A 12,426-nucleotide genomic window follows, 5' to 3' on the forward strand; every position below is an offset into this window, starting at 1 on the left:
GGAAACAACATGGCACTCGTAAAGGTATTGGTAGCAAACCTCTTTGCCGGTGCCAGCCTTCAAAAGCTGGAGGCTGGACAGATTTATGACGTCGATGACTCGATCGCTGAAAAGTGGATTGAGCAGGGCAAGGTTGAGAAATCCACCGAGAAGAAGGGTGAAAAGCTTGTCTTTGAGGTGGCTACTCCGTCTGCGCCGGTAAGTAAAGATGCATCCGGCATCCTGAAACAACTCGACGAAGCTCTCGACCTGGTGAAAACGCTCACTGATGAAGCTGAAGCGAAAGATAAGGCCCACGCAGACGCTCTGGCAGCTGAGGTTAAGCGAGCTGACGAAGCTGAAGCGGCACTGGCAGCAGCGACCAAAAAGGACAAGTAACCATGGCTGACCCAATCACGGCGGCAGACGTGCAGGCGTTCCTCGGTGAGTTGGGTTACGCCATTCCCGGCGCGCTGCTCGATCCGATTCTCTGCGTAGTGAACAAAATTATCCCGTGCCTCGATGGTGCGGGATATGACGAATGCACCGCAAAGCTCATCCTGATGTATGCCGCCGCGCTCATGGCGACTTCTTCCGGTGCCCGGCGAATAAAATCGCAGGGGGCGCCATCAGGGGCGTCGCGCTCATTCGATTACGGCGAAGACGGGGTTACCTGGTTGCGTGACTCGCTGGCGAAACTGGATACCAGCGGCTGCACCAGTGAGTTGCCTATAAGCGCCGGTAACAGCGTGGGCCTGTTTCTGGTCGTCGGCGGCTGCTGATGGCCTGGATTTCAGTACAGCAGCGGCTGCCGCGCACGTTCACCCGGGTGTGGGTCATGACTGATACCGGGCAGCAAACGACGGCATACGTTAACGGTGCCGGGCAGTGGATGATTAACTGCCCTCGCATACAGGCTACAGGCGCAAAGGTGTTGAGGTGGAAAGATGACTGAGCGAGTGAGGAAGGCGAGCGATAACCGATTGTCGTTCATGTGTCCTGGATGCGGCAGTCGCCATGTAGTGCAGGTTGGCAATGGCGAAGGCCCTCGATGGGGCTGGAATGGAAGCTTGGATAAGCCGACGCTTACTCCCAGCGTTTTGGTTACTGGCTTCATGCCCAGTGATGACCCAGAACAATTTGATGACGCCACGAAAGACAAGCCGTTCACTTGCCATTCATTTGTGACCGACGGGCAGATTCAATATCTGAATGACTGCACACACAGCATGGCAGGCATGACGGTGCTGCTACCAGAGCTTTGAGGAGTGAGCGATGTCTAGCGTTGCTAATTGGTCATACACTGCGACAGCGACAATCTGGCGGCGCATACGCGATGCCGACGGTAGTGATACCGACGGCGGAGGTCAGCCGTACGGATGGGAAGCGCCGATCGCTATCCTCTGCGACTACCAGGGCGGCCTGTCTTCGAAGATTGGCGACATCGGCCGGGAAATCGTGGTTAAAAACACGATATGGACCGAGTACGCAACTGCGCGGGAGGGGGATTACATCCTGATTGGCGCGTCTTCAGCAGTGGCGCCACCGGACGAGGCCGACGAGATACGCCAGATTGTTCAGTTCGCCGATACGTTCGAACGACTGGCTGATGATTTTGCGCTGATTACGGGAGTCTGATCATGGGCGCTAAAGTTCGCGGTATCCGCCAGGCTAAGGCCAATCTCGACCGCATCATTAAGGATGTGCAGGGGCGAAAAGTTGTGCGCGCGTTGCAGTCGGCGATGCTCATCGGTAGTGCTCAGGCATCACTTTACACCCCGATCGATACGTCGACGCTCATCAATAGCCAGTTCCGGGAAATCACTGCTAATGGTGTGCGGGTGACCGGGCGCGTTGGCTACACGGCGTCTTATGCGGTGTTTGTTCACGACCCGGAAGTGAAGCAAACTTTCCGGCGCGCATCGGCGCAGAAAGAGTTCTTAACGAAGGGCTTCGAGGATACCCGCAGCCAGATTGATGCCGCGGTTAAAAAGGAGCTTTCGCTATGACACCTGCGATGTATATGCGCCTGAGGGACCTGTTTGTAGACGAAGGGCTAACTTCCGGGTTTAAGGTGCAGTGGCGGCAATGGCGCGACACCGGCAAGGATGCCGATCAGTTCATCGTATTTCGACCTTCTGGCGGTACCAATATCGAGTACGACCGCGGCGGTGACTGGTATGTGATGGTCGATGTCGTTTCATCGAAATCGAATCCTGACGCTGCTGACGCCGCGGTTAACGCCATCGTCGAATACATCAGTGCACAATCTGGCGCGGATGACTGCGTAGGCGCGCTGAGTCTTGTCGGCAATGTTCCGGCGCCAATATCCACCGAAGAGGGCCGGTTAGTAACCCGGCTGCTCGTCTCATGCACATACGGCGAATAATCGCCAGAATCACTAGCAGGCTGCCATCTGGCGGCCTTTTTTATTTGAGAGGTACACATGCAAGGCTGTGCTAATGATACCGGCAAGCTGATCGGCAAAGTGGCGGTGCTCCGCGCGGCTATGGGCTGTGCTGATACTATTCCGGCTCTTTCCGAATATAAGCGCCTGGGCGCGCTAACCACGAAAGGTTTCGACTACTCCATGAATACCGTCAGCTCTGAGGCAGACGATACGAAAGGGCTGGTTGAGAACCTGGTCAACAACATGGATTTCACCATCTCCGGTGAAGGTGAGTTCCGCAAACAGGACAAAACGACGGAAGTCGGCGCCATCGCAATCTCGAAATATATTTTCGATGAAGTGCAGGCCGGTCGCCAGCCGACACTGTGGCTCCGCTTCGACTTTGTGGGCGAGGATGCCGGAACCTACATCATGGGGTACTTCAACACCACATCCTGGTCTGGTGACTTCGGTACAACCGATATTTCCACTTTCTCTGGTGAATGGAAAGTCTACGATGCTGACACCGTCGTATTTGAAGTCGCTGGCCCGGCACTGGCGTTTACCACGAACCTGACGGCGTCAAAATCTGTTGCTACCGGCTCCGCTCTTAACATGCCGGTGGTCGTCGAAGGCGGCACGTCTCCATACACCTATGTGTGGAAAAAAGACGGCACCGTTGTCAGCGGTCAAACCACAGCCACGTTTAACAAGGCCAGCGCCGTGTCTGGTGATGCAGGAGTATATACCTGCGAAGTTACTGACTCTGCAGCGACGCCAGTCAAAATCACCTCAGTGGCATGCACGGTCACGATCAGCTAACTGCCGCGTGAATAGTACAAAGGGCGTTCTGCGCCCTTGATACTGTTTATGGAGCGACTATGACCCCCATTAAAGAATTAGGCGAATGCCTTATTGGTACCGATGACCGGGAATTCTTTTTCAGACCGTCATTCCGCAATATGGCGCGTATCGGCGAGCCTGCCGAAATCGTTCAAACGTTCTATGACCTGTGCAACGATGAGGCGACGCCATTAGTGCAGCGCGCGGCAGAGGCCTATATCCGTGACGATTACAGCCGTCTCCCTGATTGCGTGCTGCGATACATCCAAAGTGGGCTACTGACTCGCAAAGCAATCATGGCGGCACATACGGTGCTCACGGCCTGCTGCGACGACGACATCGGTGATCTGGTCGGCTGGATGCGCCCAGGGAAAGGGCGCAAACGCGGTTTCGTCTGGCGCCCTGGCAGCATGCCGCCGGAGAGCATGGTCATCGTCGCGCAAAACCTGATGATGCACGGCATCGTTGGCAAGGCGAAGATTCGCCAGCTGCAGCGCCATGAAAGCAACGAAACTACCTCGGAATTCCGCGCTGCCGATTACATCATGGCGGCCCGCAACCACTTCGGCATAAGCCGGGAGGAGGCCGAAAACCTGACGATGACGGAATTCGCGATGATGCTCAACGCCAAATACCCGAACCAGAAAGGCTTTACGCGCGAAGAGTACGACACGGTTATGGACGAAGACGATCGCCGGTGGCAGGCGATGATGGAGAAAGAAAAGCCACGATAACGACCAAATTTGTGGGCTTGTTGCCAGAAACAACCCTGTTAGGATTTATCCCGACAATACCATTGGGATGATTATATAAAATGAAGAAAATTTTTATCGCAACTGCGATTGCTTTAACTCTGGCTGGCTGTGCTTCATCAGGAAATCAGCAGCTCAGCAAAGAGTCTGAAACCAGCGTCCAGTCAAAGCTTCAGGAAGGAAAAACCACCAAGGCAGAGGTTAAGAACACCTTCGGATCGCCTGATAACGTGTCTTATACCGACGGCGGTAATGAAATCTGGAAGTATTCCTTCGCTAAAGTGAAAGTTAATGGCACCTCATTCATTCCGTTCTATGGGCTTTTCCATAACGGTACGAACGGGACAAAGAAAGAGCTCACGATCCTGTTTAAGGATGACGTTGTGGCGAAGTATACGATGGCTGAGTCGGCGATTAACACAAAGACAGGCTGGGCCGACTAAGCACAAAGATAACCTCACTTCGGTGAGGTTTTTTGCTTCTGGTTGCATTGAATCCTGAGACATCCCTGCTAATCTGTTCCAAAATAAACCAATGGAGATAGGGATGTGAAAAAATTTATTTTTGCAGCAATAGCTTTGGTTGCATTTAGCACACACGCAAAAGATTGGACGCCTTCATATCAAAACGATGAAATGCGTGGTACAGCTCAGAAGTTTCTAACACTTGACTCTGAAAATTCTGCCGATTTTGATTTTCCCTATAACGGTGGTTCTGAACTGTCAATTGTCCTACGCTCCAAAAAGACCACTTTGAAAAAGGGTCAGAAGCCGGAGGAGTTGATGCCAACAGAGGCGCTGTTACTTATAAGTAAAGGCCAGTTTTTATGTAACTCGTATGATGGTTGCCATGTGTCTGTTAAGTTCGATCAAGACAAGATAAAAACATATTCAATGAATGAAGCTGCTGATGGCAGCGCTGACGTGATTTTCTTCTCAGCACCCTCTGGATTCATAAAAAACATTAAATCTCATAAGCAAGTAATTATCGAGGCTGAATTTTACCAGGAAGGGAAAAAACAGTTTAAGTTCAATTTAGATAATTATCCTGGGTAGTACCTTCACGCGAACTCATAGAATTCTATCAACCCGCTCCGGCGGGTTTTTTTATCCCCGGAGAAAAGCAAATGGCAGAGAACGCCGGCGGCATTTATTACGATATTGAGATGGATGTACGCGGTCTGCTGACTTCGCAGCAGCGTGTAAATCAGCGCCTGGATCTGATGGAGCGTGGTTTTGATAAAACATCACGCTCTATTGACACCACGGAGCGATCGATGTCGAGCTTGTCCCGTGTTGCGGTTGCACTGACAGCAGCTCTTTCTGTCCAGCAAGTGGCTGAATATGCTGATGCATGGGCCACGGTTAATAACAAATTATCTAACTCCCTTCGCCCGTCTGAACAACTTGCTGATGTAACCGAACGCGTTTTCAACATCACGCAGCAGACTCGCAGCAGCTTGGATGCTACTGCATCCCTATATGCACGTTTAGAGAGAGCCACCAGGCAATACGGAACCAGCGCTGGAGATCTGGCAAAATTAACCACGATTATCAATCAGGGATTTGTGGTTTCGGGCGCAACGGCACAAGAGGCTGAAAATGCCATTATTCAGCTATCTCAGGGCTTGGCCTCTGGCGCGTTGCGCGGTGAGGAATTCAACTCTGTAAACGAGCAGGGTAACCGCCTTATCGTAGCCCTTGCTGACTCTATGGGGGTCAGCATCGGCCAGATGCGCAACATGGCGGCACAGGGAAAGCTAACGACAGATGTTGTGGTTAACGGCCTGCTTTCCCAGGGTAGTGTAATCGGTGCTGAATTTGCCAACACCACTACGACTATCAGCCAGGCTCTTCAGGTTGCTGGCAATAACATCACGAAGTTCTTCGGCGAAAATTCTACGGTTAAAACAGGCGCGGCAATTTTCAGTGATGCAGTCGTCACCATCAGTGAAAATATCGGCGGATTGAGCGCTTTACTGACAGGTGTCGCTGCGATTCTTGGGAGTCGATATGTCGGCGCCTTAACTATGGCCACTGCGGCCAAAATTAAAGCAGCTGCCGCATCTCGTACGCTTTCAGCAGAAGAATCACTAGCAGCTCAAGCTGCCGCGAATAAAGCAGCGGCAGACCTCATGGCTGCGGCGGTCGCAAAAGAACGGGCCTTAGATGAAATAAGGCTCGCAGAAATGATGCGGCTTACTGCTATCAGCGAAACCAACGCTGCGGCAGCTGAGCAGCGCTTGTCCGTTGCCAGAATTGCGGCAGCCGGTGCAGTTGATAATTATAATCGTGCATTGGCGGCAAACAGGGCTGCTCAACTGGCTCTCTCATCTGGTGCGGGCCTTGCTAGCAGAGCGCTTGGGTTAATTGGTGGACCTGCTGGCGCGGCAATGCTTGCTGCAAGTGCCATTCTCTACTTCTCTCAGCGTGCAAAAGAAGCGAGGAATGATGCTAATGCTCTTGCCGATAGCGTTAACGAACTGAGTTCCAAATTCCAGACGATGTCGCATACAGAGTTGGCGGCGACGATAGGGAAATTAAGTCAGAGTCTGCCTGAGTTAAGTGATGCGGTATCTGACGCACAAAAGGAATTCAATGACGCGACATCTGCGGTCCAGCGCCAGCAAAGAGAAATTGCAAACTGGGGTACCAATACAACGAGAGGGCGGCAGGCTGCCGAGGCTCTTGGCGGAGCGCAGGATAATCTGGCTATAGCAACCCTTGAACTTGAGAAGGCGCAGAACAGACTAAGCCAGACCCAAAACGCCATTAATATTGGTCGAGCTACGCTAAACGGAACTATGAAGCAAGGTATTGATTTGCTTCGCAGGGATGGTCAGGAAGCGGGAATTGCTGCCGGCATGATGAGCAAGTTGGGGGATATGATTAATTTTGCCGCCAAGGCAAAAGACAAATTCAATTCCAGCAGCCTCATGGTTGAGCGCCCAAAAGATGTTCAGGAATACTTGGATAAGTTACAGGATCAGGTAACGCTGCAGAGCGAGCTTAATGACAGGAAACGAGCGCAATTAAGAGCTGAGCAGGATATCAGGAAGCTCGGAGGCTCTGAAGCAGATGTTAACCTTGCTCGTGACAGGGCGGCCGCTGAATATGATGCCCAACAGGCGCAGCAAAACAGCAAAAAGGTGACTAAGGAAGCAGCATCAGAAGCCAAAAAGCTGGGAAATCAGCAGGAGTCTGTTGCTCAGAAGCTTGCAAATCTTAAACAACAATCTGATTTAGCGGCAGATTCGACGACGGAGTTAAGTAGAGAGCAGGCTATATTGACAGCCCAGCTTTCGCTCGGCAAGGGTGCGACACAAGAACAAGTAGCTTTGGCCGGTCAGTACGCAGCAACAAAATGGGATACAGCGAACGCCATCAGGGCTCAGGCAGCGGCTGAAAAACTGCTCCCTGAAGCCCGAGAAAATGCATCTTACACGCAGGATGTAAAGGACCTACAGACTGCACTGGCCGCAAAAAAAATTACCCAGCAGCAGTACGATCAAACCAGTGAACAACTGGAGGCCCAGCACCAGGCTAATCTCGCGAAAATCCGTTCTCAACAGGCTGTAACACCGCAGCAGCAGGCCGCTGGAGATGTGGATCCGGTCCAGAACTTGGCTAACCAGCATGCTCAGCAACTTGCGCTAATTCAGCAGTATGAACAGCAAGGTGTTATTGCTCACAACCAGGCTTTGATGCTGAAAAATGCAGCTGATATGCAGTACGAAAAAGACAGGACGGATGCGCAATGGGCGTTGTTCACCCAGCAGAGCGTAGGTTATGAGGCCCTTGGCGCTGCGGTCGACGCATTTGGCAATCAGGCATCCAATGCGCTTACCGGAATAATCACCGGCAGCATGTCTGCATCGGATGCACTCCAGTCGATCGGCAACACCATTCTGAATGATGTTATCAACACGTTCGTTCAGATGGGGATCCAGCAGGCCAAATCTGCAATCATGGGGGCTACGGCGCAGAATGCTGCAATTGCTACCACAACAGCTGCACAGGTCAGTTCATTGGCAACGACGACCGCGGCCAGTACATCATCAGCAGCGGCGACAACAGCGGCGTGGACGCCAGCGGCACTTGTTGCGTCTATCGGCTCGTTTGGCGGCGCTGTTGCGATTGGACTCGGTGCGTTGATCGCTGCCCTTGCTGTTGGATCTTCGCTTGCCGGAAAGCGCAAAAACGGCGGGCCAGTCTCTGCGGGCGCGATGTACCAGGTAGGCGAAGGTGGCATGCCTGAAATTTACAAGGCCAGTAATGGCAGCCAGTACATGATCCCCGGCGATAACGGCTCCGTCATCAGCAATAAGGATTTGCGCGGTTCTGGCGGAGGCGGGGCACTGCAGGTGACCAATAACGTCTACAACTACGCCAGCGGCGTGCAGGTTGACACTCGCAGCACTCAGAACGGTAGCGAGTTGCTGATTGAGACGTTTGTTACTGATCTGCAAAGCGGTGGGCCCATGTCTGGACAGATGGAATCGACCTACGGCCTCCGCCGGCAAGCATCAGGCGACTACTAAACCAACCCGCTTCGGCAGGTTTTTTATTGCCCGGAGGAAACGTGGCAACAGTTTCATACCCGGATATGCTGCCGCTTCCTCAGCGCGCAGACCAGAACATGACGCAGGATACTGCGTGGCAGACAACGCAGACGGCAATTGGGCCCGCTATCTTCACGCCGCTAACCACTGACCTGAAATCGACCTGGTCTCTGCAGTGGAAATTCACGCTGCAGCAGGCTGAACGGTTTAAATCGTGGCTACGATCGCCGACGTACTGCGACCGCGGGCGTAACTGGTTTCAGATGCCGATCGATCTCGGGGATGCTCAGGGAGTACAACTGCAGACGTTGCACTTTATCAGCATGCCAGTGCAGACCAGCAAAAACGGCAATATCGTAACCTGGACTGCCAACGTCATCTGTAACGGTATTGAGGACATCACTGAGGACTACGACGACTGGATCGTCGAGGCGCCAGAGAACTACGGCTACTGGCTGGATTATCTGGTGACGTCCGTTATGCCGAGGGCCGAATAATGACGACATTGAGAGAATGGAAAGAGCGCAGGCCGGCGAGTGACATCAAACAGACCATCGAGTTTTATCACCCGGCGTTCGGCTATTACCGAGTGATCAATAAGCTGTTTCGTGAAGCGACGTTCGGCGGGAACGTTTACCAGCCGGCGGCCTTCAGCATTATTGAGCCGAAACAGGATGGCTCGGCAATTATCTCAATGGCGATCACCTTTGAACAAGGCGCGGAAGAGGTCAGGAGCACGCTGAAGAGCTGGAAAGGAGCGGGGCGCATGACCCCCATAATTTGCAAATACCAGCAATGGAATGCGATCGGTGATTCTGATGCACTCAAGACTTGGTCACTGTTTGTGAAGGACGTCGGCGCCGATGGCAGCAACGTCACCGTGAACTCTGGCAAGACCAATCCGCTCACGCTGGCTAACCCCATCATTTACACCACGAAAGACTATCCCGGACTGATCAACATATGAATCAGAGCGACTTTATCGGGCTTGTTAATGGCAAGCCCTGGGCTAACCGCGCCTGCACCTTTGATGAGGTGGATTGCTGGGGGCTAGTGGTGCTGTATTACCGGCATGTTCTGGGTCTGGAGCTCCACCACGTCGCCGGCTATGAATCTGGCTCCGATTTCATCACATGCTACGAAGAAGAACTCGAACACTGGCGCCGGGTTCCTGTGCCGGTTTCCGGCTGCCTTGCGGTGTTCTATTACGGCAATCAGCCGGCGCACGTCGGCGTGATGATTAATCCGGGGAAGTGCCTGCACTCCCGCGGCGAGTTCGGTTTTGTCCGCACGGACAGTGCCGTCATCCTTCAGAAAATCTATAACAGAGTGGAGTATCTGGTGCATGGTTCGATATGAGCTTCAGCGCCTTCCTGGCGCACCTAAGCAGCGCGGGACCACTGAATCCGGTACGACTCTGATAACGCTCCTCGACTCGCTGAGGCTGCATAATGACGTTGTGGTTAAGCTTAATGGTCGCAAGCTGGCGGATGACTTCGATCTGGGCTATCGGCTGCGCGCTGGCGACGTCATTGCGATATTTGACCAGCCACAGGGCGGCGGACTGATTAAGACACTGCTTAACCCTATTGAGCACCTGAACCCGATCCGGTTCACCAAGAAGGTACTGGCGGGAATCACAGGGCAACAGACTGCATCATCACCCTCGATTTCAACCGGCGAGTCTCCGAACAACGACGCAACAGGGCAAACTAACCGGGCGCGGCTCTACAAGGGGCGTCCGAATATTTACGGTCAGTGCCGTGTCTTTCCGGACCTGATTCAGCAGGTGCTGTTTGAGTTTATCGACAACAACAAATACATCACTGAATGGTTTGAGGTCGGCTACGGGAAATACACGATTTCCTCTGTGCGCTACTCAGAATCAAACCTCGGCAGCCTGGCAGGCGCTAGCTACCAGACGTTTGACCCGGGCGTGACGATCGGGAGTATCGATGTCGGCTACCAGTTTGACGACGTCGATAACGAAGAAGTCCCCGGCCTGAACGAGAGCGAGGATTTTCCGGCGCAGACTGCGACGACTTCAGCGCCGACGGCAATGGCGATCGAGAGCAATCAGCTCAAGGCAACGGTGCTCTCGAATGATGACAACTTCACGTACTTCGCTGCGCTGGCCGTTCCGCACCCGGTGACGTTCGTGATTAATGCGACCTGGAACGCCGGCGGCAGCCCGGTAACCCGAAACGTGACCGGCAGCGGGAATATCGTTTATTCGGAAAGCTTCATCGGTACGGACACCCTTTCGTACACCACGTTCTATCTCGGCGATATGACCGGGGAAATCACCACGCTGCCGGCGGACGCAACCATCAACCTGACGCTGTTCACTCTGAACGACCAGACACCGCTGGTGATTGGCCCGTCGGTTTCACCATTGGTGTCTTCTCAGGTATGGGTGCACGTAATGGTCCAGCTCGGCGCAACGGCCGGAACGTCACGCTATCGGATCCGTTTCTGGAAGGTTGACGATAGCAACAACCAGATACCGGGCACTTCCGAGCAGTACGATTATTTCTTCGATAACGACTTTCAGGTGACAACCCGGTATTTCCGCACATCACACAAATATACCCCGGCTGCCGGCGCCGGTCGGTACGCTGTGACGATTGAGCGCCTGGATAACAGCAACGACGGTAATGTCGTGACGCTGATGGCGATTCATGCGGTCAACACGCGTACCGGCGTAGTTTACCCGGATGACACGATCGCCAAAGTCACCATAAAGGGTCCGAATAACAGCAACAGCAACCGCGAGCAGAAATACAATATGCTCGCCCAGCGCCATACCATCAGTTATGACCGCGCAACCGGTCAGATTGACTATACGCTGCGGCCGAGCCGTTCGTTTGCTGATGCAGCTCTGCACGAGTGGATAGTCATCGGTAAGCAGGACATTTCGAGCATCGATGTCGCGACTCTGTACGCCATTGCTGACTCGATAACCGTTCCGGAACTGAGTTACTTTGATTACACCTTCTCGGATGAAAAGCTTTCCCTTGGCGAGCGAATCAAAACCATCTGCAATGTGGCCCGCGTAGACGGGAACAATATCGGCGATGTGCTGACATTCTGGCGTGATGAGAAAGTGGTGAATCCGGATGCTGTTTTTGCGCGCTCAAACATGTTCTGGGACGAGTATAAGGTCACATGGACTATGTCACTGCCGGGCGGCTATGACGGCGTCACGTTGGATTATGTCGACCCGCTCACCAATAAAAAGTCGTACATCTATCTGCAGATTGACCAGAGCGGCATTGTTGAGGTCGAGGACGCGACCATCAACGCGCTGCAGATCAGCCTTGATGGCTGTCGTAATAAAACGCAGGCGGAGGACCGGGCGTGGCTGGAAGCGCGCCGCATTCTGCTCTCGCGCGTCGGTATGACGGTTAAAGTTCTGGAATCGACGCAGGTTATCCGCGGCGCAGTGGTGCAATGCCCGGATATGTACGACAACAAGCAGCAGAACGGCTATATCACCGCCCGCAGCGGGGATGTGTTTTCGACGTCAGAACGTATCGACTTCTCTCTCGGCGATATGTGGGTGGTGATGACGGATAGCCTCGGTAATTATCGCGGGCGCTGGCGAGCATACCCCGTAGCCGGAAGGCCTAAAGCGTTTCAGGCTGCAGCTGACGCATTCGACCTGAACATTTACGACCGCACGATGGTGCAGAACGCAAGCCGGTATTTCATCGCCACCGATACAGAACTCAACGCCACCATCTGGCGTGTCGAAACAGCCAAACCAAATGGCGACGACACCCAGACATTAACCCTCTCTGAATATTCAGACTCGATTTATCCGTAACGCACAGCAGTAATATCCAACCTTCGCGCACACCAGCAGATTAATTTCTGAGGGTTTCGTGCGCCATTTATAG

Annotated in this window: 15 protein-coding genes; all 15 read left to right on the forward strand. The window is 53.3% G+C overall.

Annotated elements, in window-relative coordinates; translation table 11 throughout:
* The first annotated feature begins 9 nt into the window (after positions 1-9).
* Positions 10-378 carry a hypothetical protein gene (locus Q1L34_RS12000; RefSeq protein WP_325065657.1) on the forward strand — a complete coding sequence of 123 codons (369 nt, stop codon included), beginning with the start codon at positions 10-12 and terminating at the stop codon, positions 376-378.
* 2 nt (positions 379-380) lie between these two features.
* The gene (locus tag Q1L34_RS12005) at positions 381-761 is read left to right on the forward strand and encodes a DUF7370 family protein (RefSeq protein ID WP_132468088.1); all 381 of its coding nucleotides are present in this window, start codon (positions 381-383) and stop codon (positions 759-761) included.
* A 210-nt stretch (positions 762-971) separates the two neighbouring features.
* On the forward strand, positions 972-1,244 hold the full coding sequence (locus tag Q1L34_RS12010) for a ubiquitination-like system serine protease family protein (protein WP_249415881.1): 273 nt from the start codon (positions 972-974) through the stop codon (positions 1,242-1,244).
* A gap of 10 nt (positions 1,245-1,254) precedes the next feature.
* Positions 1,255-1,617, forward strand: a complete 363-nt coding sequence (locus tag Q1L34_RS12015; RefSeq protein ID WP_316935722.1) for a hypothetical protein — start codon at positions 1,255-1,257, stop codon at positions 1,615-1,617.
* Between the two features lie 2 nt (positions 1,618-1,619).
* Positions 1,620-1,988, forward strand: a complete 369-nt coding sequence (locus Q1L34_RS12020) for an HK97 gp10 family phage protein (protein ID WP_132468084.1) — start codon at positions 1,620-1,622, stop codon at positions 1,986-1,988.
* Positions 1,985-2,368, forward strand: coding sequence for a phage tail termination protein (locus tag Q1L34_RS12025; RefSeq protein ID WP_049264433.1), 384 nt, complete (start codon positions 1,985-1,987; stop codon positions 2,366-2,368). The genes Q1L34_RS12020 and Q1L34_RS12025 overlap by 4 nt, the downstream gene beginning before the upstream one ends.
* Positions 2,369-2,425: 57 nt before the next feature.
* Entirely contained in the window at positions 2,426-3,190 is a 765-nt protein-coding gene (locus Q1L34_RS12030) for an immunoglobulin domain-containing protein (RefSeq protein WP_327204528.1), read from the forward strand.
* A 59-nt stretch (positions 3,191-3,249) separates the two neighbouring features.
* A complete protein-coding gene (locus Q1L34_RS12035) occupies positions 3,250-3,945 on the forward strand; it encodes a DUF6246 family protein (RefSeq protein ID WP_327204529.1) in 696 nt (231 codons plus the stop codon).
* Between the two features lie 80 nt (positions 3,946-4,025).
* A complete protein-coding gene (locus Q1L34_RS12040; protein WP_071359933.1) occupies positions 4,026-4,406 on the forward strand; it encodes a lipoprotein in 381 nt (126 codons plus the stop codon).
* A 105-nt stretch (positions 4,407-4,511) separates the two neighbouring features.
* A complete protein-coding gene (locus Q1L34_RS12045; RefSeq protein ID WP_071359451.1) occupies positions 4,512-5,018 on the forward strand; it encodes a hypothetical protein in 507 nt (168 codons plus the stop codon).
* Positions 5,019-5,089: 71 nt separating this feature from the next.
* Entirely contained in the window at positions 5,090-8,503 is a 3,414-nt protein-coding gene (locus Q1L34_RS12050; protein ID WP_327204530.1) for a tape measure protein, read from the forward strand.
* A 41-nt stretch (positions 8,504-8,544) separates the two neighbouring features.
* Positions 8,545-9,021 carry a hypothetical protein gene (locus Q1L34_RS12055; RefSeq protein ID WP_327204531.1) on the forward strand — a complete coding sequence of 159 codons (477 nt, stop codon included), beginning with the start codon at positions 8,545-8,547 and terminating at the stop codon, positions 9,019-9,021.
* Positions 9,021-9,491: a hypothetical protein gene (locus Q1L34_RS12060; protein ID WP_241181380.1), complete on the forward strand. Its 471-nt coding sequence runs from the start codon at positions 9,021-9,023 to the stop codon at positions 9,489-9,491. The genes Q1L34_RS12055 and Q1L34_RS12060 overlap by 1 nt, the downstream gene beginning before the upstream one ends.
* On the forward strand, positions 9,488-9,883 hold the full coding sequence (locus tag Q1L34_RS12065; RefSeq protein ID WP_327204532.1) for an NlpC/P60 family protein: 396 nt from the start codon (positions 9,488-9,490) through the stop codon (positions 9,881-9,883). The genes Q1L34_RS12060 and Q1L34_RS12065 overlap by 4 nt, the downstream gene beginning before the upstream one ends.
* On the forward strand, positions 9,870-12,353 hold the full coding sequence (locus tag Q1L34_RS12070) for a MoaD/ThiS family protein (protein ID WP_327204533.1): 2,484 nt from the start codon (positions 9,870-9,872) through the stop codon (positions 12,351-12,353). The genes Q1L34_RS12065 and Q1L34_RS12070 overlap by 14 nt, the downstream gene beginning before the upstream one ends.
* The last annotated feature ends 73 nt before the right edge of the window (positions 12,354-12,426 follow it).

Origin of the sequence: Klebsiella ornithinolytica (genome assembly GCF_030505655.1) — a bacterium.
Classification (GTDB): domain Bacteria; phylum Pseudomonadota; class Gammaproteobacteria; order Enterobacterales; family Enterobacteriaceae; genus Klebsiella; species Klebsiella ornithinolytica.